Here is a 22,439-nt window from a genome sequence, read left to right on the forward strand (position 1 = left end):
GATGAGAACCCGAGGTAGCCTGCCTCGTCCACCCTGTCAGGCGCATCCGCCGATTGGGCGGTGCATGAATCTGCAAACCGACAGACGCCGGAGAATCGGCTGCCCGATCCCGGTAAACGGCGTGCTGTCAGGGCATCTTTGTGATCAACGGCTCCCTCCGGTCGGCTGCCGCAGATAGGAATCCCGGCCGGCCTGAGCGAAGCCCGCCAATGCCGAGGCATTGTGATTCATCGTCATGTCACAGGTCGCCGTACGAGTCGTCATGCCCGGCGAGTTGAAGTAGATGGCGGCCTTGATTTTCGGGTGCGCCTTGAGGGCCGCCGGGAACTCCTGGAACCAGCGCTGCTTGGCGCCCGGGTCGGCGGAGTTGAAGTTCGTGCCGAACTCGGCGAGCATCCGGGGCTTGCCGGCGCCGATGCCGTTCTGGTCCAGCCAGCGATAGAAACTGCCCACCGTCGTGCTCGGGCTCTTCCACACCGTGCTGCCGTTGCAGACGTGGAAGTTGTACGGGTCGTAGGCCACCCAGTCGACGTAGCGGTCACCGGGGTAGAGGCCGGCGTACCGGGAGTAGTGCCCGGACCAGCCCATCATCGTCCACACCCAGACGGCGTTGTCCGCGCCCGCCTTGGCGAACCGCTCGTGCACGTACCGCCAGGCGCGGACGAACTCGGCGTCGCTGCCCTTCTCCGGCTCGTCCTCCGGTTCGTGGTCGAAGCCGATGAACACCGGCACCTTGGCGGCCCGGATGCGACCGGCGACCGCGTCGATCGTCGCGTCCTGCCGCCCACTGTAGACATCGGCCCACTTCATCGTCGTGCCGGCGGAGAAGTTGCGGGACTCCCAGGCGAAGAACATCAACCGGCCCTCGCGCATCTGCTGCTGCTCGTACGCGTCGGGGAAGGCGCCGTTGCTGCCCGCGTTGGAGAAGTCGTGGTAGCGGTGCACGATGTCGAACTTGCGGCCGACCTGCGCCTCCACGTCGGTGACCGCCTTGCCGTGGTCCCAGCCGCCGGCCGCCCCGGCGGGTGAGTACATGCCCCACCAAGCGCCGCAGGAGGGGACGAGCTTGTCCGACACCGAGCCGCACTTGCCGGACGGAAGAGCCGGGCTCGCCGTCGCGGTGGGCGTCCGGGTCGGCGCGACGGTCGGCGACGGCTTGGGCGCGGCGGTGGTCGGCAGCGCGCTCGGCGTCGTCGGCGGCGGCGCCGGACGGGTGGTCGGCGCCGACGACGGCGCGGTGCCGATGTCGTAGCTGATCACCAGGCTGGGGCGCAGGTCCGGGTTGCTGTTCTCGACCGACGCCCAGTAGATCCGGGTGTCCAGGCCACTCTGGGCCAGCGAGACCGTCCAGGTGCCGTTGCCCGTGACCAGCCTGGAGATGTCCCACTCGTTGGCGCCCTTGGCGACGCCGGTCACCGTGTCCAGAGCGGTGCCGGCCGGCGCGACGCGCGGCCGCGTCTCGCGGGCGCTCAGCGGTGAGGCGTGCGCCGTCACCGTGGCGGCGAACTGCTGCCAGGCGTGCACCCGCAGGGTCGCCCGGACGTTGACGGCTGCTGCCGGCACGGTGGTCACGGCGAACTCGATGACGGCCTCCCGGCCGCCCCGCGGGTTACCGTCACAGCGCGCCGGGCAGGTGGCCAGGGTCGTCTTGGCGGCGTTGTCGCCGTCCTGGGACACGGCGGTCGCGGTGGTGTCCGCCACCGCGCGGATCGACAGGTCGTCGCTGGCCAGCAGCGGCAGCGTGGTCGCCACGATGCCGGCCACCACGGAGCCTCCGACCACGCCGAGGGCGATCGCCTTGCGGCGGGGGCCGGAGCGGAACCGGGCCATGCGGTGCAGTCCGTGCCTGGTCAAGGAAACTCCCTGTGTCTGCTGGCGTAACGGTGAGCAGCGTATCCATGACCAGGGACAGTCGCGGGCAGGACAGATTTCCGTAAGCGCGTCTTAAGCGTCAGCTAAGACTCTGCGCTGGGCAGTCGCTCAACAGAGGCGGGTGGCGAATGGCGCGGAGCACATCGGACAGATCCCTGTGGGGCAAAACTATCAGCGTCGAGCCGCGAGCAGCGCTTCCCGCATCGCCTCGACCGGGGCGGCCACACCGGTGAACTGCTCGAACTGGCCGACCGCCTGCGCCAGCAGCAGGTCCAGTCCGGACACCACCCGCAGGCCCGCCGCGACGGCGGCTGCCGCCAGGGGCGTCGGCCACGGATCGTAGAGCGCGTCGAAGACCACCGCGCCCGCCGACCAGGTCCCCGCCTCGGCCAACGGGTCGGCGACCCCCTTCGGCACGGTGGAGACGACCACCTCGGCGCCCAGGTGCCGGGGCGCGTCGCCCCAGGCCCCGGCGTTCAGCACGACACCTACCGCGTCTGCCACCGGCCGCAGGTCGTCGACCGCCTCCGCCCGGCGCGCCACCACCGTCACCGAGGAGCAGGCCAGCTGCGCGGCGGCGGCGAGCGCTGCGCGGGCCGTACCGCCCGCGCCCAGCACCGTCACGGCGGCACCAGCGCGCACCCCGGCGTCGGTCAGCACCTGGACCATGCCGGCGACGTCGGTGTTGTCGGCGTGCCAGGAGCCGTCCGGGCGCCGTACCAACGTGTTGGCCGCACCGACGGCGGCGGCGACCGGCGAGGCCTCCGAGGCCACCGCGAGCGCCGCCTCCTTGCCCGGCATGGTCACCGACAACCCGACCCACTCCGGGCCCAGGCCGGCGACCAGGGCCGGCAGCTCCGCCGCCGCGCACTCGATCCGGGTGTACGACCACCCGGCCAGCCCGGCGGCGGCGTAGCCGGCGTTGTGGATCACCGGGGAGAGCGAGTGCCCGATCGGTTTACCCAGGACGGCGGCCCTCCGACGCGGCGCCATCAGATGATGCCGGCCTCGCGGGCCTTGGCCTCGTTGCGCTGGTGCTCCGGGTACGTCTCGGCGAAGGCGGAGTGACCCTGCTTGTCGATGGCCACGAAGTAGAGCCACTTGCCCGCCGGCGGGGCCATCGCCCCCTCCAGGGCCTGCTTGCCGGGGTTGTTGATCGGGGTGGGGATCAGACCCCGCAGCTTACGGTTGTACGGGTTCTTCTGGTCGTCCAACTCCGACGCCGTCATCTGCGCGGAGGTCTTGGTCGGCTTGCCGATCGACTCCAGGTAGTAGTTGACCGTGACGTCCATCTCCAGGCAGTTGCAGTTGAACTCGCCGTACACCCGGTTGTAGGCCACTCGGGCGACCTTGCCCAGGTCGTCCTTGTTGCCCGCCTCGGCCTGGGCCAGCGACGACACGATAAGCGCCTCGTACGGGCTGACCCTGCGTTCCTTCTGCACGCGGTCGGCGAACTTCATCTCACCGGTCACCGAGAGGAAATTGTCCACCATCATTTTGAGGATGCTCTCCGCGGTGGCCTTCGGCGGAATCTCGTACGTGTCCGGGTAGAGGAAACCCTCGATGGACTTGACGACCTTCTTGCCGTCGTCGCGCGTGAACCACCACTCCGGTACGCCGAGCGCCTCCGGGTCCTTCGCGGCGGCCTCGAACTCCTTCACCGGAATCTTGGTCTTCTCGGAGAGCAGTTTGTAGATGTTCTTGCTGGTGCGCCCCTCGGGGATGGTCAACCCGTTGACGATCTTGTTTTTCAGGTCGAGCATCGCGGTGACGGCGCTCTCACCGCTCATCTGCTTGCGCAGCTTGTACGTGCCCGGCTGGATGTTCTTGCTGCGCGAGTTGGCCTCGGCGGCCTCGATGAACGCCTTCTGGCTCTTCACCACGTCGGCGGCGACCAGCGCGGCGGCCATGTCGGCGAGCAGCGCGCCGTTCTTGATCTCGACGGTGACCTCGCCGGACCCGGCGCCGTCGTAGTCGGGCGTGACGAAGTAGTTCTGGATCCGGTCGAAACCGTAGAACGCCCCGCCGCCGATGGTGCCGAGCAGGACCAGGGCCATCATCAGCGCCAGGAACGTCTTGCCCCGGCCGCCACCGGACCCGCCCTTGCGCTTGCGGAAGCCGCGCCGATGGCGCCCCTTCTCCCCGCGCTCCGGCTCGTCGAACCCAAGGTCCAGATCGTCGATCATTACGTCCGCCTCCGCTGCGCGTCCAGCCAGCTCTGCAGGATCTCCACCGCGGCCGCCTGGTCGACAACCGCACGTTGACGCTTGCCCCGAACGCCACGCTCGGCAAGCCTACGAGAAGCGACCACGGTCGACATCCTCTCGTCAGTGAGCGTTACCGGGACGGGCGCTATCACATCGACCAGTCGGTCAGCGTACGCCTTCACATGGACCGCCGCCGGACCATGCTTGCCGGCGAGATTGACCGGAAGGCCGACGACAACCTCGACGGCCTCATGTTCGGCCACCAGCGCCGCCAGCTCGGCAAGGTCACTGGGCACCGCGTCCGGCGCGGCGGTGAGGTCCCGGGCGAGGGTGACCAGTGGCGTGGCCAAGATGCCATCCGGATCCGAGCGGGAGATCCCCACCCGCACCTGACCGACGTCCACGCCGATCCGTACACCACGCATGCGCTCACTCACCGACGGTCACCTGAGGGCCAGACGAGCCAGGGCGGACCAATCGGTCCGCCCTGGCTGACAACGATCGTGGTATCACGCTTCAGTGATCGCCTTCTCGACGGTGAGGAGCAGGTTCGGTGCCTCGGCCGCGGGCAGCCCGCCGCCCTGGGCCAGGTCGGGGCTGCCCCCGCCGCGCCCGGAGAACGCCGCCTTCACCAGATCCGAGGCCGCCAGGCCCCGGCTGCGCGCGGCGGCGTTGACCGCCACCACCAGCGACGCCTTGCCGTTCGCGCGGGCCGCCACCGCGACCACCGCCGGCCGCGCCGGGTCGATCTTGCCGCGGATCTCCTGGGCCAGGGTCCGCACGTCGTTACCGGCCGCGCCCTCCGGCGCCTCGGTGCCCACGTACGCCACCCCGCGCACATCCTTCGCCTGCGCGGCGAGCGCACCCGCACCACCCAGCACCAACTGGGCGCGCAGCTTCTCCAGCTCCTTCTCCGCGTCCCGGAGCTGGGTGACGGTCTGCTCCACCCGGTCAGCGACCTGGTCGTTGGGCACCCGGTACAGCTCGGCCAGCCGGGACACCAGCAGGTGCTCGCGGGCCAGGAAGCCGAACGCGTCCATGCCGACCAGCGCCTCGACCCGGCGCACACCGGAACCGATCGACGACTCGGAGAGGATCTTCACGAGGCCGAGCTGCGCCGAGCGCGCCACGTGCGTGCCACCGCACAGCTCCCGGGCGTAGTCGCCCACCTCGACGACCCGCACCTCCTCGCCATACTTCTCACCGAAGAGCGCCATCGCCCCGATCCGCCGCGCCTCGTCCAGCGACGTGATGAAGGCGTGCACCTCCAGGTCGGCCAGGAGCACCTCGTTGACCTGCTGCTCCACGTCCCGCAGCACGGTCGGGGAGACACCGGTCGGGGTGTTGAAGTCGAACCGCAGCCGACCGGGCGCGTTCAACGAACCCGCCTGGGTCGCCGACTCCCCGAGAAAGTTACGCATGGTCTGGTGCACCAGGTGGGTGGCGGTGTGCGACCGGGAGATCGCCCGCCGCCGGGTGGTGTCGATCTCGGCGTAGCCGGTGTCGCCCGCGCGCACCTCACCCCGGACCACCCGGGCCCGGTGCACGATCAGGCCGGGCACCGGCTGCTGCACGTCGAGCACCTCGACCTGGCCGTCGCCGACGGTGATCATGCCGTGGTCGGGCTGCTGGCCACCGCCCTCGGCGTAGAACGGGGTCGTGTCGAGCACCAGCTCGATGGTCTCGCCCTCGGTCGCCGCCTGGAGCGGGCCGGACCCGCCCAGCAGCGCCCGCACCCGCGACTCGCGGGCCACCTCGCTGTACCCGGTGAACGTCACCGGGCCACCCGAGTCGAGCACCGACCGGTACGCCGACACGTCGGTGTGGCCGGTCTTGCGGGCCTGCGCGTCGGCCTTCGCCCGGGTCCGCTGGTCGGCCATCAACCGCCGGAAACCCTCATCGTCGACCTTCAGGCCCTGCTCGGCCGCGATCTCCAGGGTCAGATCGATCGGGAAGCCGTACGTGTCGTGCAACTGGAACGCCTTCGCACCCGACAACGCGCTGCCGCCCGCCGTGCGGGTCTCGGCGATCGCCGTGTCCAGGATCGTCGTGCCCGCGCGCAGCGTCGACAGGAACGCGTCCTCCTCCGCGTACGCGTACTGCGAGATCCGGTCGAAGTCGCTCGCCAGCTCCGGGTACGACGGCGCCATGCAGTCCCGCGCCACCGGCAGCAACTCGGGCAGCGCCCGGTCCTGCCAGCCGAGCAGCCGGATCGACCGGATCGCCCGCCGCATGATCCGACGCAACACGTACCCGCGACCCTCGTTGGACGGGGTCACACCGTCGCCGATCAGCATCAACGCGGTCCGCACGTGGTCGGCGACCACCCGCAGCCGTACGTCGTCCGGGTGCGACTCGCTCGCCACGTGCCCGGAGTGCGCGCCGTACCGCTTACCGGTCAGCTCGGCCGCCCGGTCCAGGATCGGCCGCACCTCGTCGATCTCGTACAGGTTGTCGACGCCCTGCAGGATCGAGGCCATCCGCTCCAGGCCCATGCCGGTGTCGATGTTCTTCGCCGGCAACTCCCCCAGGATCGGGTAGTCGTCCTTCGTCGTGCCCGGACCCCGCTCGAACTGCATGAACACGAGGTTCCAGAACTCCATGTAGCGGTCCTCGTCGACCGCCGGGCCGCCCTCGCGGCCGTACTCCGGACCCCGGTCGTAGAACAGCTCCGAGCACGGACCGCACGGCCCCGGAATCCCCATCGACCAGAAATTGTCCGCCTTACCCCGACGCACGATCCGCGCCGCCGGCACACCCACCGACCGCCAGATCTCGTACGCCTCGTCGTCGTCCAGGTACACCGTCGGCCAGACCCGCTCCGGGTCCAGACCGAACCCACCATCGGCCTGCGACTTGGTGACCAGATCCCACGCGAGGGGAATCGCGCCGTCCTTGAAATAGTCGCCGAAGGAGAAGTTGCCGTTCATCTGGAAGAACGTGCCGTGCCGACTGGTCTTACCGACCTCGTCGATGTCCGGGGTACGGATGCACTTCTGCACGCTGACCGCCCGCTGGTAAGGCGGGGTCTGCTGACCCAGGAAGTACGGGACGAACTGCACCATACCGGCGTTGACGAACAGCAGGTTCGGATCGCTGATGGCGGGCAGCGGAGCGGACGGCACCACGGCGTGGCCGTTCGCCTCGAAATGCGCAAGGTACCGCCGCTTGATCTCCGCCGTCTTCATCGCTGGTGTTCCTCCGGAAAGATTTCTCGATCGCCGATCCGCGGGTCTTCCCGCAGCTCGGCGAACTGGTCGTCGAACGCCTCGCCCTGGGCGAACGCCTGGTGGATCTCCTGCTCGCGCTCGGCCATCCCGATTCGGACGTCCTCCACGAAGCTACGCAGCGACTCGACCAGGCCGCCAGCGGATTCCGACAACGTGCTGGCGATACCGGCCGGCGTGTACGACTGGGCGGTCCGGGTCGCCTTGCGGACCACGATCACGCCGACGGTCACGCCGATGCCGAGCCAGAACAAGCGCCTCATGTCTCGCTACCTCCTGGTACGCCGGCTGGTCAGCGGTTGCCGCGCCGGGCGGCCCGTCGCTGCTGCTTGATGGTGTCGCGTACCTCGCGCTCGGTCTCGGCGGCCCGACGGCCGGCGGCGGCCTTGCGCACGCCGTAGCCGAACGCGGCCACCTTGACCAGCGGATTGGCGGCAGCGGCGGAGACCACCGTGGCCAGGTTGGCGACGTTGGCGGTGACGTTCTGCGCGTGGCTGGTCATGGTGTCGACCTTCGCCAGCTGCAGGTTCACGCCGTCGAGCGAGGTCTGCACCTGCTCCAGCGCGGTGTTGACGTTCTTCACCGTGGTGTTCACGTCGCTGAGCAGCGGCGCGGTCCGATCGTTGAGGTCGTTGATCATCCGGGTGGTGGCGTCAACCGTGTGCCGCAGCCGCAGAATCGGCAGCGTCAGGATGAGCACCAGCACCGCGAACGCCGACGCCGCGATCAGCGCCGCGACCTCTCCAATGTCGCCCACGCCTGTCCTCCTCATACAGAGTTCCGCCGGACCCGACGTCCCCGGAACGCACCACCTTGTACCCGCACCGAACTGTCGCCAGTCAACGGTCGCGGGCGGGCCCGCCAGCCCCAGACCCTACCGTCCGTGATGGAGACCGGCTCAGGACGGTGAGGGTGTCACGTCGCCGAGCGGATCCGCACTGACCGTCGGGAACGGATCCTCGCCGGTCAGTGACGGGTCGGTGGCGGGCTGCGGCCTGGTCCGCTCGTCGTCGATCGCATTGCGCACCTTCACCGACACCAACGAGCCGGTGCACTCCGCCGCAGCGGCCGACGGCTCCGGGGACGGCACGAGCGCCGGCTCGCCGTCGACCGGTGGTGGCACGCAGGTCGGCGAACGCACCCACAGGTCGAGGGTCAGCTCGTCCCGACGCCAGCAGGTGTAGGTGCCCTTGGTCTCCTGCTCCGGGCAGCGGCTCACCTTCCACGGTTGCCAGCCGTCCTGGCGCAGCGCCGTCTCGTACACCGTCGTCGTCTCCTCCGGCGACTTGTCGGAGGTGACGGTGCGCTCACGGAGCCGGCAGTCGAGCAGGCACCAACGGCTGCCGCTGACGTCGTCGACCGTCTTCGTCGCGGCCCAGCCGGGCACGTTGAGCTGGTCCAGGTTGTCGAAGACCGGGTCCCGGCTCAGCGTACGGACGCCGAAGAAGAGCGGCACCGCGCCGAGCAGCACGACGCTGACCAGCACCAGCACCGCCGCCCGCAGTCGGCGTCGTTCGCGCAACTGCCGGCGCAGCTCGGACCGGGCGCCCGGGGTGGCCCCGTCGTCGTCGGGGGTGTCCTGGTTGGCCGCGCGCAGCGCGGCCCCGCCGGCTGGCTCGGGGGTCGGGCGGTCCGCCGGCCCGGTCGCGGCGGGCACCACGGCGGCGGCACGGGCCACGCCGACGGGCTCGCCGGGGCGTCCGGGCGGCGGCACGGGCGCGACGCCGCTCGGCTCGGGGCGGCCAGGCTCCCGGTGCGGCGGAAGGGCACGGCCGGCGGCGCGATCCGCCGGGCGAACGGGCGAGGCACCGCCGCGCGCCGCCACGGGCGACCCGGGACCGGTGCCGGGCTCGCCGCCGGGCGGAACGACGCCGACGGGCGGGTGCCCGGCGCTCGGCGGGCGGACGGCGGCACGAGCCGGACCGTCCGGGCGCGGTCGGGGCAGGCCATCCGGGCCGGCACCCGGCGGGACAGCGGCACGAGCCGGACCGTCCGGGCGTGGGGCGCCCCGGTCGGGTACGTCGGTTCCGGGGCGGGGTGGGCCGTCGGGGCCCCGGCGACCGGCGCCGGCGATCGGCGCGTCGCCAGGGCCGACCCGTGCCCGCCCGCCGGGCGGGGTGGAGCGTGCGCCGCCCCGGGCGGGCGCGCCGGGCACGCCGCCAGCGGGACCGGCGTACGGGTCGTCGCCGCGCTCGCCGGGGCGGGCAGCGGCCGCTGCGTCGGGGCCGGGCTGGGCGTGGGGTCTGCGCCGACCGGTCGGATCCGGGGTGGGCGCCGGAGCGCCCCGGCGGCCGGCGGGCCGCTCGCCGCTGACCGGCGGCGCGGCACCGCTCGGCTGTTCTCCGGTGGACTCCGCCAGGCCTGGCCGGGCGGCGCGAGCGGGCGCGCCCGGATCCGGTGGTGGCCCGACGGGCCGTTGGCCGGCGGTGCGGTCCGCAGCCGGGTCCGGCACGGCGAGCGGGCCGGTGGAGCCGGTCAGGTCGCCGCCGGACGGCGCCGGACGACGCCCGGCGGGCCGGTTGCCGACCGGAGCGGGTGCACCGCCGCCGCGCCGGTTGACCACCGGAAGGCCGGGGTCGGTGTGCGGCAGCCGGCCGGCCTGACGCAGCCAGTCGGCCGGTCGCTCCGGGCGGTCCGCCCGGGGTTCAGCGCCGGCCGGAGCGCGCCGGCCCTGCTCGTCGGAAGCTGCCCGGCGGCGGCCGGCGCCGTCGGTGGGCGCGGCCCCCGGGCGTGCGGGGCCAGCCGGCGGGGTTCCCGTGCGCGCGTGACCAGCCGGCGCGGCATCGGGCTGCGCGGGGCCGGGCTGCCCCTGGCCGGTCGGCGGCGGGCCGGACTGTGCGGGGACGGACGGCGCGAGACCGGTCGGCAGCGGGCCGGACTGCGCGGCACCGCGCTGCGCGGCGGACGCGGGAGGCATCGGTGGCGCGTTGCCCGAGCGGGGCACCACGGGCTCCTGCTGCTCAGCGGCGCGGCGGCGACCGCCCGCGGCCGAGCGGGGGGGAACGGGTGGCTGCGGCGCCCCCGGATCGACCGGGCCGGGACGACGCTGGGCCCCGCGCGGGTCGCGGTCGATCGCGGGGTCGGGTCGCGGGCCGTCGGAGACCGGCGGTACGACTCCGGGCGGCGGCCCGTCGAACCGGGCCGGACCAGCGGCGGCGGGTGGCCCGGCGGTGCGCGCCGGACCGGCGACGGGCCCGGCGGTGCGCCGACCCGTGGGCGGGCCGTCGGTGGGCAGTGGACGGCCGGGCTCGGTGGGCTCCGCGCCGGGGCGGCGGTTCGGCGGGACGGCGTCCGGGCGGCGCAGCGGCGGCATCGCGTCCGCCCGGCCAGCCGGCGCGGCAGCATCCGGGCGGCGACCGGTCGGGGCGCCCGAGGTCGGTGGGCCCACGGGTGGGCCGGGCGGAGCCGTCGCCGGACGCGGTCGTGCCGCGCCGGCGGGAGCACCGGACGAAGGACGCGGCCCGGGCGGTCCTGCCGGGTCACCGCCGGCCGGGCGGGCGGCGGGTGGCGCCAGCGGCGGCCCGGCGGCGCGGGGACCGGTGCCGGGCACCGGCTGTGCGCCGCGCGGCGGCTGACCTTGAGTGGGGGCGCCGGGACCGGTGGCGCGGGGACGGTCGGCGGGTGGCCGCTCGTCCGGGCGGCGAACCGCTGGCGGCTCACCCGGCCAGGGGCCGTCAGTCGGACGACGCGCCCCGGTGCCGTCCGGGTCGCCCCGGCGTGGACCGGGCGGCGCGTCCGGCGCCGTGGGCGCACCCGCGCGCGGCGGCACGGGCTCGGCCGGCGCACCGTCCGGGCCCAACTCGGTGCGTTGCTGCTTGGCCGAGCGCAGGTCGTCGATCCAGCCGAACTCCTCGCCGGATACCGGCTCCTCCGGCTCCGCCTCGGCTCGGCCTCGACCCCAGCGGCGGCCCTTGGCGCGGGGATCACGCCGCTCGTCCGGGCCCTCGTCCGGGCGGTCCGCACCACGCGATCTCACTGTTGACCCTCTCCTGCGGCGTCCGTGCCGCTGTCCTGCATCGTGCCGGGACCGCCCGTGTCCGTGATCGGGCGACCGTTCTCACCCGCAAGCGCCGGTGGGGTCCGCCCCGTTACGGGTGGCCCGGCTGTCGGGGCCTCCGGTCGGGCGGGCGGCGCCGGCAGGCCGCGCACGATCCGGCGCAGCAGCGGCAACCGGGTCGCCACCGACCGCTCCGCCCCGTGCGGGCTGGGCTGGTAGTAGTCGGTGCCCACCAGGTCGTCCGGGACGTACTGCTGGGTGACCACGCCACGCTGGTCGTCGTGCGGATAGCGGTAGCCGGTGCCGTGGCCCAGCCCACGGGCGCCGGCGTAGTGCGCGTCGCGCAGCCCGCGCGGCACCGGGCCGCCCCGGCCGGCCCGTACGTCGGCGATGGCGGCACCGATCGCGGTGGTCGCCGAGTTCGACTTGGGGGCGGTGGCCAGGTGGATCACCGCCTGGGCAAGGTTGAGCTGCGCCTCGGGCAGCCCGACGTACTCGACGGCGTGCGCGGCCGCGGTGGCCACGCCCAGGGCACCGGGGTCGGCCATGCCCACGTCCTCGCTGGCGAAGATGACCAACCGGCGGGCGATGAACCGGGCGTCCTCACCGGCGACCAGCATCCGGGCCAGCCAGTGCACCGCGGCGTCCACGTCCGAGCCGCGCATGCTCTTGATGAACGCGCTGACCACGTCGTAGTGGGCGTCGCCGTCCCGGTCGTAGCGCACCGCCGCCACGTCGACCGCCTGCTCGGCGGTGGCGAGGTCGATCCGCCCGACGCCGAGCGCCGTGGCGGAGGCCGCCGCCGCCTCCAGCGCGGTCAGCGCCTTGCGGACGTCACCGGAGGCGAGCCGGACCAGATGGTCCTCGGCCTCGTCGGCCAGGGTGAACGCGCCACCGAGGCCGCGCTCGTCGGCGACCGCCCGGCGCAGCAGGCCGCGCACCGCGTCGTCGTCGAGCGGTTGCAGGGTGAGCAGGACGCACCGCGACAGCAGCGGGGAGATGACCGAGAAGTACGGGTTCTCGGTGGTCGCCGCGAGCAGCGTCACCGTACGGTCCTCGACGGCGGCGAGCAGCGAATCCTGCTGGGTCTTGCTGAAGCGGTGCACCTCGTCGATGAAGAGCACGGTCTGCGGGCCGCCGGAGCGGCGCTGGCGACGGGCCGTCTCGATGACGGCGCGGACGTCCTTGACCCCGGCGGAGAGCGCCGACATGGCGACGAACCGGCGCTCGGTGGCCCCGGCCACCAGGTGCGCGATGGTGGTCTTGCCGCTGCCGGGCGGTCCCCAGAGGATGACCGACAGCGGGGCGCCGCCGGAGACCAGCTGCCGCAGCGGCGCGCCGGGGGCGAGCAGGTGGTCCTGGCCGACCAACTCGTCGAGGGTCGCCGGGCGCATCCGGACGGGCAGGGGCGAATCGTCCGCTACCGGAGTGAAGCCGCCGACACCGGCAGGACCCTCGGGCGCGCTGCGCGACCCGGTGGGCACACCGAGGGTGAAGAGGGCGTCGGACTCCATCACGACGACAGTACCGGGCCCGGTCCGCGACGCCGGAATCGCGCTGCGGACCGGGCCACCGATGATCGGTTCCGGTCAGCCACGGCCGGGGCGACGACCCCGGTACCAGCGGCCGCCGCCACCGCCGCGCGGGCCGCTGCCCACACCGGCCAGGTAGAGCGAGAGCAGGAGTAGCCCGATGAGCACGAGCGTGTTCCAGTTGAACAGGTCCGGTGCGCCGAAGTCGGTGTTGAGCAGGTCGAGCAGCAGGGCGAAGCCAAAGACGATGGCCGCGAGAATGGCGAGCATGTCGGTCCTCCGGTGGGGGTTCCCAGTAGGTCGGCGCGTGATGTACCCAATCGGTCGACTCGTCAATCTCCATCGTGGATCGGGCCCGGCCACCCGACCCGGAGCGGTCGCCCGTGGGTCGGCTTCATAGGCTGACCGCCATGATCATCTCCGACCAGCTGCTCCACGACCGGACCGCCATCCTGGCCGCCACCGGTCACCACCCGTACGCCCGGTACGCGCTCGGGCTCGACGCGCCGGCAAGCGGCTACCAGCGCGACGACACGGTGCTCTGGCTGTCGCCGTCCCCGCACGGTCCCGCCGCCAGCGCGGTCGGCCCGGCCGGTCCGGCGATCGAGGTCTGCGTCGCGCTGATCGCCGACGGGGTGCTGCGCCCACAGGACCGGCTGCACCTGCCCCGGCACGATCCCGCTCTGCGGGCGGGCCGCCTGCCGGTGGACCGGCACGCGGACTGGGACTTCCACTGGACCGACACACCGCCGCCGGCGCAACCGGACGAGCACCGGGTCGTACGGCTCACCGAGGCCGACCACCCGGCGCTGGAGGTGCTGATCGACGAGGCCTTCCCGAGCAGCACCTCCCGCCCTGGCGACGACCAGGTCGTGGACTGGTACGGCATCCGGGCCGGCGACCGGCTGGTGGCGTGCGGCGCGGACCGCAGCCGGGGCGACGTCGGGTTCCTCGCCGGCCTGACCGTCGCTCCCGACCAGCGTGGCCGAGGACTGGGCGCGGCGTTGACCGCCGGGATGACCCGGGCGCTGCTGGCACGCCACGACACCGTCGCGCTCGGCGTCTACCTGGACAACGTCGGAGCGGCACGGCTCTACCAGCGCCTCGGCTTCACCAGCACCCTCAGCCTCACCTCGGTGCGCCTCGCCTGAGACGAGGCGCCGGGGCCGGTAGCTCCGGCCGTCAGCAGGAGTCCCTTGCCGACGGCCAGAGCGGTGCGGGCGGCCGTCGGCAGGGCCCCTTCCCTCGCGGCCGGAGCGGTACGCGCGACCCCCTCGGGTCGCGGCGGCCGGGAGGCGCGGTCCCGCGAGCTGGTGAGGTGTTGGGCTTCAGCGACTGGCCGAGGGCTCGGCGGGCACGGGAACCACGCCCGGGTCGGCCGGCGGGTCCGCGGGCCGGCGACCGGCCCGCCAGGCCGGCAGGTAGAGCGGGGCGGCCACGGCGAGCACGACCGCGCCGACGAGCATCGCGGCGGTGACGCTGACTCTGTCGGCGAGGGCGGTGAGCACGACCGCGCCGACCGCGAAGCCGGGCTGGCCCATCATCGAGTTCAGCGAGATCACGCTGGTCCGGTACGGCCCGTCGACCTGGCGGTGCAGCAGCCCCATGTGCACCGGGTTGGACGCCCCGTGAATGCTGTAGCAGGCGAGGTAGGCCACGAGCACCCCGACCGGGCCTGCGAACAGACCCATCCCGACCACCGTCGCACCCTGCAGGATGCGCAGCAGAGCGGCGCTGGGCGCGGCGCCCAGCCAGCGCAGCAGCAGCGGGGTGAGGGCGGCACCGGCCGCGCTGGCCAGCCAGGCCGCCGAGTTCGCCGGTCCGAGCAGCGCGGCCGCCCGGTCCGGATCTCCGACCACCTCGGCGAGCCGGACCGGCAGCAGCGACTCGAAGGTGACCATGCCGAAGCCCCAGAACAGCTCCACCGCGACCAGGGCCAGCAGCACCCGGGAACGGCGCAGCAGCCCGAACGCCTGGCCGACCATCCGGGGCGCCTCGACGATCGACGCCCGCAACGCCCCAGCGCCCTTGGCCGGGCGGACCTCCCGCAGCAGTGTCACCAGGGCGGCCAGGGCCACCACCTGGAAAGCCGCGGCGACGAGCACCGGGACGGTGAGCGCGCTGACCGGTCCGATCGGGCCGAGCGCGATCAGGCCGCCGGCGAGCAGCGCGCCGACGGAGATGGCCACGCCGATGACGGTGCCGGCGTAGCCGAGGCCCGGCTCGTACTTCGCCTCCGGGTCGGCGGCGAGGGTGGCGTCGACGTACCAGGACTCCAGTGGGCCGCTGTCAAGGGCCCGGAAGACCCCCTGCAAGGCCCAGACCAGCACGAAGACCGCGAACGAGTCGGCGACCGCGAAGATCAGCAGGGAGGCCAGACCGAGTGTCCAGGCCACCAGGAGGACCGGCCGGCGGCCGAGCGCGTCGGCGAGGCCGCCGGTGGGCAACTCCAGCGCCAACACGACCAGCCCCTGGGCGACGGTGACCAACCCGATCTGGGACAGCGACAGGCCACGCTCCTGCATCAACAGGATCATCACCGGAATGATCAGGCCGCTGGGCAGCCAGCGCAGCCCGTGCAGGAGCAGGAACCGGTGCCGGACCTGACGTACGGTCAGCGCGCTCACCGGAGGCCCTCCCGTAACGGGTAGGCGGCCAGGAAGACCTGCACCGGGCGTGCCTCCGGGTCGACGGGGTCGACGGATTCGGCCTCGCGGTGGTACCGCTCCAGCACCTGCCACACCTCCGCCTTGAGCTCCTCCAGCCGGGCCGGCGGGATGGTCATGAAGATGTCTCCCATGCCCAGGGCGTCCCGCCAGGCGGGGGACCACTCGTGCTGGGTGGCGAACCAGCGCTCGGCGTGCTCGACGAGCAGGCGCACCTGGTCGCCCTGGATCCACTCGATCGCGGCTCGGGCATCGGGGTCGTCATCGAAGTCGGTCGGCTCCCAACTGGTGACGTCGTGGGCGGCCTGCCACCAGCGCTGCCGGCCGCTGCCCCGGTCAGGGTCCTCGATGACCAGCCCGACCTCGGCGAGCTGGCGCAGGTGGTAGCTGGTCGCGCCGGTGTTGGTGCCGAGCAGTTCGGCCAGCGTGGTGGCGGTGGCGGGGCCGTTCACCCGCAGCGCCCCGACCAGTCGCATCCGGAGGGGGTGCGCGAGCACCCGGACCTGCCGCTTGTCGATTCGCACCTCGCGCGGCGCTGGCCGCGGGGTCTCTCCGTCGTTCGCCATGCATGCACAATAACTCTGCATACTTCTTGTGCACAACATGTATGCACAAGAAGTATGCAGAGGATCGAGTGCTCAGCGGGCCAGTAGTTCGCGCACTCCCCGCAGCCGGGTCCGCAGCAGACCGGCGGCGCGGGAGCAGTCCAGGCGTACCTCGGTGGGGCGGACCACCCCGGCGGCGCCGCCGGTGGTGGTCTTCAGCGCGGCCGTGTCGAGGCCGAACCGCGCGGCGACCAGCAGGCCCAACTCGGCTCGGCTGACGGCGTCGGGGCCGGCCACGTTGAGCAGGCCGGCGTACGACGAGCAGGCCAGCTCCAGCACGGCGTCGGCCAGGTCGGTGACGTCGACCGGGCAGCGGGTCTCGTCGGTGAACAGCACGGCCCGGCCGGCGAGCGCGTCCCTGCAGAGCTGGATCTGTTTACTGCCCTCCCCCACGATCAGCGAGGTACGCACCAGCGCCGCGCCCGGGTCGATCGCCCGCACGGCGGTCTCCGCCGCCGCCTTCGCGGCCCCGTACGCGTGGATCGGGGTGGGCACGTCGTCGTCGAGGTAGGGCGACGGGCGGCCGGCGTGCAGCGCGTCGCTGGACAGGTGCACCAGCCGGGCACCGGCCTCGGCGGCGGCGACGGCCACGTGCGCGGCCCCGTCGGCGGTGACCGCCCAGTCCCCGTACCGGTAGGGGGTGCTCACCACGGCGTCCGGCCGCACCTGCGCGACAAGCGCGCCCACGGCGGCCCGGTCTGTCACGTCCAGCCGTCGCGCGGCGACCTTCGGCACCGCGATCTCACCGGAGTGAAAGGTCCCGACGACCGACCACCCGGCATCGACGGCCCGCCGACAGACGGTCCGCCCCAGAAAACCGCTACCCCCAACAACAAGTACCCGCATCCCAGCCCACTCCCCCGTCGACGATCAAGAGGTCTGCGTCATCTCGCCGGGCGATGATGACGCAAACCTCTTGATCAACCAAACGACGGGGCGAGTGGGGTCAGACCGGGTCGGCCACCGGGGCCGCCGGGCCGGCGGTGCCGGTGTGCGGGGTGGCGGCCGGCTTGGGCTTGGCGTCGATGCCGGCCTCGGTGCGCTGCTGGCCGGTGATCGGCGTCGGCGCGCCGGTCAACGGGTCGAAGCCGCCCCGGGTCTTCGGGAACGCGATCACCTCGCGGATCGAGTCCGCGCCGGCGAGCAGCATGCAGACCCGGTCCCAGCCGAAGGCGATGCCGCCGTGCGGCGGAGCGCCGTACTTGAACGCCTCCAGCAGGAAGCCGAACTTGTCCTGCGCCTCCTCCGGGGTGATGCCGAGCAGGTCGAAGACCCGCTTCTGCACGTCACCCCGGTGGATACGGATCGACCCGCCGCCGATCTCGTTGCCGTTGCAGACGATGTCGTACGCGTACGCGAGAGCCCGGTCCGGCGCCTCCTCGAACCGGTCCACCCACTCGGCGTTCGGCGAGGTGAACGGGTGGTGCACGGCCGTCCAGCCACCGTCGTCGGTCTTTTCGAACATCGGCGCGTCGACGACCCAGCAGAACGCCCACGCGCTCTCGTCGATCAGGCCGGCCCGCTTGGCGATCTCGACGCGGGCCGCGCCCAGCAACTCCTGCGCCTCCCGGGTCGTGGCGCTGGCGGCGAAGAAGACCGCGTCGCCCGGCTTGGCGCCGACCGCGTCGGCGAGCCCGCCCAGGTGCTCGGCGGAGAGGTTCTTGGCCACCGGCCCGCGCGCCTCGCCGGTCTCGGCGTCCAGCACCACGTACGCGAGGCCCCGCGCGCCGCGCGCCTTGGCCCAGTCCTGCCAGCCGTCCAGCTCCTTGCGGGTCTGCGACGCGCCGCCCGGCATCACCACCGCACCGACGTAGCCGCCCGCGTCGATCGCGCCGGCGAACACCCGGAACTCGGTGCCGCGCAGGTAGTCGGTCAGCTCGGTCAGCTCGACGCCGTAGCGCAGGTCCGGCTTGTCGGAGCCGTACCGGGCCATCGCGTCGTGCCAGGTGATCCGCGGGATCGGCCGGCTGATCTCGTGCCCGGCCAGGTCCTTCCAGAGCGCCGAGACGATCGCCTCACCGAGGTCGATCACATCGTCCTCGGTCACGAAGGACATCTCGATGTCGAGCTGGGTGAACTCCGGCTGCCGGTCGGCGCGGAAGTCCTCGTCGCGGTAGCAGCGGGCGATCTGGTAGTACCGCTCCATGCCGCCGACCATCAGCAGCTGCTTGAACAGCTGCGGCGACTGCGGCAGCGCGTACCAACTGCCGGGCTGCAACCGGACCGGCACCAGGAAGTCGCGGGCGCCCTCCGGCGTCGAGCGGGTCAGCGTCGGCGTCTCGATCTCCAGGAAGTCGCGCTCGTGCAGCACGCCCCGGGCGAGGTGGCTGGCCCGCGAGCGCAGCCGCAGCGCGTTCGCCGGGCCGCTGCGGCGCAGGTCCAGGTAGCGGTACTTGAGCCGGATGTCGTCGCCGGCCTCGATTTGGTCGTCCACCGGCAGCGGCAGCGGGGCCGCCTCGGAGAGCACCTCCAGCTCGGCGGCGGTCACCTCGACGTCGCCGGTGGGCAGCTCCGGGTTCTCGTTGCCCTCGGGGCGCCGGGTCACCTCGCCGGTGACCTTCACACAGAACTCGTTGCGCAGCGCGTGCGCGTCCTCTTCCCGGAACACCACCTGGACCACGCCGGAGCCGTCGCGCAGGTCGACGAAGATGACGCCGCCGTGGTCGCGCCGGCGGGCCACCCAGCCGGCCAGCGTCACCGTCGAGCCGGCGTCCGTCGCGCGCAGGCTTCCGGCATTGTGGGTACGGATCACGGCTGGCAACTCCTCATCGTGGAACAGTCCTCTTCCGCATTCTGTCAGGGGCGGCCGGTCTTCCTGGGAGGCCCCCGGCAGCCCGCGACTAATCCCCGGTGGGTGGATGGGCGAACCCTGCTCGGCGGCCCGAAGTCTTGGTTAACGTGGCGAAATGCGCGCCGTACCGAACTGGGCCGTCGCCACGGCGGTGGCCGCGCCCCTGGTGCTGGTGGCCGGCTGGACGGTCGCGGAAGCCCGGCAACCCGCCGGCTACGACCCGATCCGGGACACCATCAGCGAGCTGGCCGGGCACGACGCCGTCGACGCCTGGATCATGATCACTTCGCTGGTGCTGCTCGGTTGCTGCTACCTGGCGATCGCCGTCGTGCTGCACGCCGCCGGGTTGCCCAGCCGCTTCCTGCTCGCCGTCGCCGGGGTGGCCACCATCGCGCTGGTCGCCTTCCCCCGGCCGACGGTGGGCGGTTCCGTCAGCCACGGCATCACGGCGACCGTGGCCGTCCTCGCCCTGGCGCTCTGGCCGGCCGGCTCGGCGCTGCGGCTGCCGCGCGGCCGGGACGCCGCGCATCCGGCCGCGCCGGAGCCGCCCTGGGCGTTCCGCCGGGCGGTCGGGTTGAGCGCCACGGTCGTGCTGCTGGCGCTCTTCGGCTGGTTCGCGTTCGAGGTGACCAGCGGCTCCCGCACGGGCCTGGCCGAGCGGGTGACGGCGGTGGCCGTGTCGCTCTGGCCGCTGCTCGCCGTCCTGTCGGCCCGTCGGGCACACCTCGCGTGGACCGCTGGCGGTGCCGTAGCTGTCGGTCCCGAACTACCGGCGACCGGTGTCGTACCCCCGGATCCTCTTCGACCATCCCCGGGGCCTGACCGGCTCGCGTGAGCCGGCCACGCCGCTACGATCACCCGATGTCCGCCGTACCCCGCTGGGCCCTGCTGTCGGCCGGTGGCGCACCACTGTTTCTCATCGGGGGCTGGACGCTGGCGCAGGCCGCCCAACCCGACGGGTTCGACCCGGTCCGGCAGACCATCAGCGCGCTTGCCGCCACGGGCGCGGACCACCGCTGGATCATGACGGCCGGTCTGACCGGTCTGGGCCTCTGTCACCTGGTGACCGCGCTCGGCCTGGTGACCGCCGCGCCCGCGGGCCGAGGGCTGCTCGCGCTGGGCGGGCTGGCCACCCTGGTGCTGGTCGCCTTCCCGCAGCGCCCGGACGGCTCGACGACGCACGTCGTCGCCGCCGGTGTGGCGTTCGTGGCGTTGGCTGTCTGGCCCGCCCTGGCCGTGCCCCGCCGAGCGACGCCGCCCCTGGGTGGGGATCAGCGCCAGCCACCGGACGGGCCAGCCCCGAGCGGACGCTCGCGCGGGGCGGCGCTCGCGGCGGCGGTGGTCCTGCTCGGGTTGCTCGGCTGGTTCGCCGTCGAGTTCTTCACCGACGGAGCGCGGATCGGGCTGACGGAGCGACTGGTGGCGGGCGCCGAGGCGGTCGTGCCACTGGCCGCCGTGCTGGCCTCGCTGGTCTCTCAGCGACGGTCGGCTTCGTCCGGGCCACGCTGACCGCCGTCGCGGGCACCACATCGCCGTTTCCGCGTGGCACCGCCGACAGTAGCGGGGCTGACAAGGCGACGCGGGCCGCCGGAATCCTCCGGCGGCCCGCTCGTGGTGCGTGGATCAGAAGACGCTGACGCCGTAGCGGCTCAGGGCCTCGGTGACGGGCTGGAAGAAGGTCGTGCCACCGGTGCGGCAGTTGCCGCTACCACCGGAGGTCAGGCCCAGGGCGGTGCCGCCGGCGAACAGCGAGCCGCCGCTGTCGCCCGGCTCGGCGCAGACGTTGGTACGGATCAGACCGGAGACCGAGCCCTCGGCGTAGTTCACCGTGGCGTTGGTCGCGTTCACCGAACCGCTGCGCAGGCCGGTGGTGCTGCCGGAGCGCTGCACCGCCTGGCCGACCGAGGCGTTGCCGGAGCCGGTGATGTCCCGGAAGCTGCCGTTGTAGAGCGAGACGTTGCCGGCGGCGTTGGCCGTGTTGTTGTGCCGCACGATGCCGTAGTCGTTGCCCGGGAAGCTGGTGCCGGTCCGGGTGCCGAGCAGCGCGGTCTGGCCGGAATTCGAGTACCAGCTCGCCGAGATGTTGGTGCAGTGCCCAGCGGTCAGGAAGTAGTAGGTGCTGCCGCTGCGCACGTTGAAGCCGAGCGAGCAGCGCCCGCCGCCACCGGCGTAGATGGCCTGGCCACCGGAGATCCGGGTGCTCAGCACGCCGGCCTCGGCCTCGACCCGCACCGCGCCGTTGGCACGCGCCGCGGCGGCCTGGACCCGCTCCAGCTTGGCGCCGGTGACGGTGCTGTCGACGGAGACGACGACCTGGTTCGTGACCGGGTCGCTCCACCAGGCGGTGCCCGGGATCTTCGCGGAGCGCTCCAGCTCTGCGGTGGCCCGGTTGAGCTCGGCGGAACCGCGGGTGACGTACCGGACGACAGCGCCGGCCTTGCTCGCCTTGCTGGCCGCGGCGGCGTCGGTCACCGTGACGACGGACTTGCCGCTGGCGTCGATGTACGAGCCGGCGGAGCGGTCACCGAGCTGAGCGGAGAGGGCGGCGGCGGCGTCGGGCGAGGCGGCGGGGGCGGCCTGGGCGGGTGCGCCGATGAGCGAGCCGACGACCAGGGTTCCGCTCACTGCGACGGTCGCCGCAACGCGGAATGAGGACCTCGTGGGTCGCATGTAACAAACCTCCTGGGCGGGGGGTACGGGTCTCGCCGGAGGGCGGCTGACCCGAGGGCAACCCGGCCGATCTGGGAAAACCGTCCGAGTGCACTGAAGTATTCACATACTTAAGATCATTAACAAGACTTGGTTTCGCCCGAATTCGTCGACCTTCACCGGTGACATTGCCGCAACACCACTGACACGCTGGCGGACAACTACCGTCACACCGAACGACCGCCGGATCCGTTTCGGACACCGTCCGTCGCGGGGCACGTTTCGCGCCACAACGCGGCGCGTCAGCGCGCCGCACATCGGCGCGGCATGTCGGCGCGCGGCATGTCGGCGCGGCGGGCGGCCCGGGCAGGCGGTGTCAGGGGGTGCGGCGGCGTGCGCCCGGACCCGGGCGGGGCTGCACCTCGCGGGGCTCGGCCAGCTCGTGCCCCTCGGCGCAGCGCAGCTCGACGCGTACCTCGGCGCCGCAGTCGCGATGCTCCACCCGCAGCGGCGAGCCCTCCGGGTCGGCGAGGTACCGGTCGCCCCAGCCGAGCACGGCGACCAGCACCGGCCACAGGGCCAGGCCCATCTCGGTCAGCCGGTACTCGTGGCGCAACCGGCTGCCCGGCTCCCGGTACGGCTCGCGCCGCAGGACGCCCCGTTCCACCAGCACGGCCAGCCGGTTGGTCAGCACCTGACGTGGAATCCCGGTGCGTACTCGCATGTCGTCGAAGCGTCGTACGCCGTTGAAGACCTCGCGGAGCACCACCAGCGTCCACCGCTCGCCGAGGATCTCCATCGCGCGGGCGATGGTGCAGTTCTCCACCGACCAGTCCAGTGCCGCAGGCCTCATTCGACCAGGCTAGGTCTAATTGACAGACTCAGCAATCGGC

The 22,439-nt window shown here is 73.0% G+C and carries 19 protein-coding genes; 3 read left to right on the forward strand and 16 right to left on the reverse strand.

Annotated elements, in window-relative coordinates:
* Nucleotides 1-144 precede the first annotated feature (144 nt).
* The 10 genes from ABZ780_RS24185 to ABZ780_RS24230 form a co-directional block, all read right to left on the reverse strand.
* Nucleotides 145-1,854 carry a glycosyl hydrolase gene (locus tag ABZ780_RS24185; RefSeq protein WP_357006514.1) on the reverse strand — a complete coding sequence of 570 codons (1,710 nt, stop codon included), beginning with the start codon at nucleotides 1,852-1,854 and terminating at the stop codon, nucleotides 145-147.
* A gap of 189 nt (nucleotides 1,855-2,043) precedes the next feature.
* Nucleotides 2,044-2,865, reverse strand: a complete 822-nt coding sequence (locus ABZ780_RS24190) for a shikimate dehydrogenase (RefSeq protein ID WP_357487569.1) — start codon at nucleotides 2,863-2,865, stop codon at nucleotides 2,044-2,046.
* A complete protein-coding gene (gene mltG / locus ABZ780_RS24195; RefSeq protein ID WP_357487570.1) occupies nucleotides 2,865-4,058 on the reverse strand; it encodes an endolytic transglycosylase MltG in 1,194 nt (397 codons plus the stop codon). Before mltG ends, ABZ780_RS24190 begins: the two co-directional genes overlap by 1 nt.
* Nucleotides 4,058-4,516, reverse strand: coding sequence for a Holliday junction resolvase RuvX (gene ruvX / locus ABZ780_RS24200; RefSeq protein WP_357006505.1), 459 nt, complete (start codon nucleotides 4,514-4,516; stop codon nucleotides 4,058-4,060). The genes mltG and ruvX overlap by 1 nt, the downstream gene beginning before the upstream one ends.
* A gap of 72 nt (nucleotides 4,517-4,588) precedes the next feature.
* A complete protein-coding gene (gene alaS, locus ABZ780_RS24205) occupies nucleotides 4,589-7,267 on the reverse strand; it encodes an alanine--tRNA ligase (protein ID WP_357006501.1) in 2,679 nt (892 codons plus the stop codon).
* Nucleotides 7,264-7,569: a hypothetical protein gene (locus ABZ780_RS24210; protein WP_357006498.1), complete on the reverse strand. Its 306-nt coding sequence runs from the start codon at nucleotides 7,567-7,569 to the stop codon at nucleotides 7,264-7,266. Before ABZ780_RS24210 ends, alaS begins: the two co-directional genes overlap by 4 nt.
* Nucleotides 7,570-7,598: 29 nt before the next feature.
* Nucleotides 7,599-8,063: a DUF948 domain-containing protein gene (locus tag ABZ780_RS24215; RefSeq protein WP_357006495.1), complete on the reverse strand. Its 465-nt coding sequence runs from the start codon at nucleotides 8,061-8,063 to the stop codon at nucleotides 7,599-7,601.
* A gap of 141 nt (nucleotides 8,064-8,204) precedes the next feature.
* A complete protein-coding gene (locus tag ABZ780_RS24220) occupies nucleotides 8,205-8,903 on the reverse strand; it encodes a hypothetical protein (RefSeq protein WP_357487671.1) in 699 nt (232 codons plus the stop codon).
* A 2,375-nt stretch (nucleotides 8,904-11,278) separates the two neighbouring features.
* Nucleotides 11,279-12,817, reverse strand: a complete 1,539-nt coding sequence (locus tag ABZ780_RS24225; RefSeq protein ID WP_357487571.1) for a replication-associated recombination protein A — start codon at nucleotides 12,815-12,817, stop codon at nucleotides 11,279-11,281.
* A 75-nt stretch (nucleotides 12,818-12,892) separates the two neighbouring features.
* On the reverse strand, nucleotides 12,893-13,105 hold the full coding sequence (locus ABZ780_RS24230) for a hypothetical protein (protein ID WP_007458297.1): 213 nt from the start codon (nucleotides 13,103-13,105) through the stop codon (nucleotides 12,893-12,895).
* Nucleotides 13,106-13,245: 140 nt separating this feature from the next.
* On the opposite strand from ABZ780_RS24230, the gene ABZ780_RS24235 reads away from it, so the two are divergent.
* Nucleotides 13,246-13,986 carry a GNAT family N-acetyltransferase gene (locus tag ABZ780_RS24235; protein ID WP_357487572.1) on the forward strand — a complete coding sequence of 247 codons (741 nt, stop codon included), beginning with the start codon at nucleotides 13,246-13,248 and terminating at the stop codon, nucleotides 13,984-13,986.
* Between the two features lie 177 nt (nucleotides 13,987-14,163).
* Here the strand turns inward: ABZ780_RS24235 and ABZ780_RS24240 are convergent, their stop codons facing one another.
* From ABZ780_RS24240 to aspS, 4 genes are all read right to left on the reverse strand, one after another.
* Nucleotides 14,164-15,462, reverse strand: coding sequence for an MFS transporter (locus ABZ780_RS24240; RefSeq protein ID WP_357487573.1), 1,299 nt, complete (start codon nucleotides 15,460-15,462; stop codon nucleotides 14,164-14,166).
* Nucleotides 15,459-16,067: a helix-turn-helix domain-containing protein gene (locus tag ABZ780_RS24245; protein WP_357006483.1), complete on the reverse strand. Its 609-nt coding sequence runs from the start codon at nucleotides 16,065-16,067 to the stop codon at nucleotides 15,459-15,461. Before ABZ780_RS24245 ends, ABZ780_RS24240 begins: the two co-directional genes overlap by 4 nt.
* Before the next feature lie 72 nt (nucleotides 16,068-16,139).
* Complete coding sequence (locus tag ABZ780_RS24250; protein WP_357487574.1) at nucleotides 16,140-16,952, reverse strand: sugar nucleotide-binding protein; 813 nt, start codon at nucleotides 16,950-16,952, stop codon at nucleotides 16,140-16,142.
* 100 nt (nucleotides 16,953-17,052) lie between these two features.
* Nucleotides 17,053-18,858: an aspartate--tRNA ligase gene (gene aspS, locus ABZ780_RS24255; RefSeq protein WP_357487575.1), complete on the reverse strand. Its 1,806-nt coding sequence runs from the start codon at nucleotides 18,856-18,858 to the stop codon at nucleotides 17,053-17,055.
* Between the two features lie 154 nt (nucleotides 18,859-19,012).
* Between aspS and ABZ780_RS24260 the strand changes: the two genes are divergently transcribed.
* Complete coding sequence (locus ABZ780_RS24260; protein WP_357487576.1) at nucleotides 19,013-19,732, forward strand: DUF998 domain-containing protein; 720 nt, start codon at nucleotides 19,013-19,015, stop codon at nucleotides 19,730-19,732.
* A 26-nt stretch (nucleotides 19,733-19,758) separates the two neighbouring features.
* A complete protein-coding gene (locus ABZ780_RS24265) occupies nucleotides 19,759-20,406 on the forward strand; it encodes a DUF998 domain-containing protein (protein WP_357487577.1) in 648 nt (215 codons plus the stop codon).
* 114 nt (nucleotides 20,407-20,520) lie between these two features.
* Here the strand turns inward: ABZ780_RS24265 and ABZ780_RS24270 are convergent, their stop codons facing one another.
* Together ABZ780_RS24270 and ABZ780_RS24275 are read right to left on the reverse strand one after the other, a co-directional pair.
* Nucleotides 20,521-21,567, reverse strand: a complete 1,047-nt coding sequence (locus ABZ780_RS24270; RefSeq protein WP_357487578.1) for a S1 family peptidase — start codon at nucleotides 21,565-21,567, stop codon at nucleotides 20,521-20,523.
* A gap of 355 nt (nucleotides 21,568-21,922) precedes the next feature.
* Nucleotides 21,923-22,399: a helix-turn-helix domain-containing protein gene (locus ABZ780_RS24275; RefSeq protein ID WP_357487579.1), complete on the reverse strand. Its 477-nt coding sequence runs from the start codon at nucleotides 22,397-22,399 to the stop codon at nucleotides 21,923-21,925.
* Between the last annotated feature and the right edge of the window lie 40 nt (nucleotides 22,400-22,439).

Origin of the sequence: Micromonospora sp. NPDC047467 (assembly GCF_040643095.1) — a bacterium.
Taxonomy (GTDB): domain Bacteria; phylum Actinomycetota; class Actinomycetes; order Mycobacteriales; family Micromonosporaceae; genus Micromonospora.

What these genes read in the sequence shown, in the direction of transcription:
- ABZ780_RS24190 (WP_357487569.1), bottom strand. Translation starts at nt 2,865, where the DNA reads ATGGCGCCGCGTCGGAGGGCCGCCGTCCTGGGTAAACCGATCGGGCAC.
- mltG (WP_357487570.1), bottom strand. Translation starts at nt 4,058, where the DNA reads ATGATCGACGATCTGGACCTTGGGTTCGACGAGCCGGAGCGCGGGGAG.
- alaS (WP_357006501.1), bottom strand. Translation starts at nt 7,267, where the DNA reads ATGAAGACGGCGGAGATCAAGCGGCGGTACCTTGCGCATTTCGAGGCG.
- ABZ780_RS24210 (WP_357006498.1), bottom strand. Translation starts at nt 7,569, where the DNA reads ATGAGGCGCTTGTTCTGGCTCGGCATCGGCGTGACCGTCGGCGTGATC.
- ABZ780_RS24225 (WP_357487571.1), bottom strand. Translation starts at nt 12,817, where the DNA reads ATGGAGTCCGACGCCCTCTTCACCCTCGGTGTGCCCACCGGGTCGCGC.
- ABZ780_RS24230 (WP_007458297.1), bottom strand. Translation starts at nt 13,105, where the DNA reads ATGCTCGCCATTCTCGCGGCCATCGTCTTTGGCTTCGCCCTGCTGCTC.
- ABZ780_RS24235 (WP_357487572.1), top strand. Translation starts at nt 13,246, where the DNA reads ATGATCATCTCCGACCAGCTGCTCCACGACCGGACCGCCATCCTGGCC.
- ABZ780_RS24245 (WP_357006483.1), bottom strand. Translation starts at nt 16,067, where the DNA reads ATGGCGAACGACGGAGAGACCCCGCGGCCAGCGCCGCGCGAGGTGCGA.
- ABZ780_RS24250 (WP_357487574.1), bottom strand. Translation starts at nt 16,952, where the DNA reads ATGCGGGTACTTGTTGTTGGGGGTAGCGGTTTTCTGGGGCGGACCGTC.
- ABZ780_RS24260 (WP_357487576.1), top strand. Translation starts at nt 19,013, where the DNA reads ATGCGCGCCGTACCGAACTGGGCCGTCGCCACGGCGGTGGCCGCGCCC.
- ABZ780_RS24265 (WP_357487577.1), top strand. Translation starts at nt 19,759, where the DNA reads ATGTCCGCCGTACCCCGCTGGGCCCTGCTGTCGGCCGGTGGCGCACCA.
- ABZ780_RS24270 (WP_357487578.1), bottom strand. Translation starts at nt 21,567, where the DNA reads ATGCGACCCACGAGGTCCTCATTCCGCGTTGCGGCGACCGTCGCAGTG.
- ABZ780_RS24275 (WP_357487579.1), bottom strand. Translation starts at nt 22,399, where the DNA reads ATGAGGCCTGCGGCACTGGACTGGTCGGTGGAGAACTGCACCATCGCC.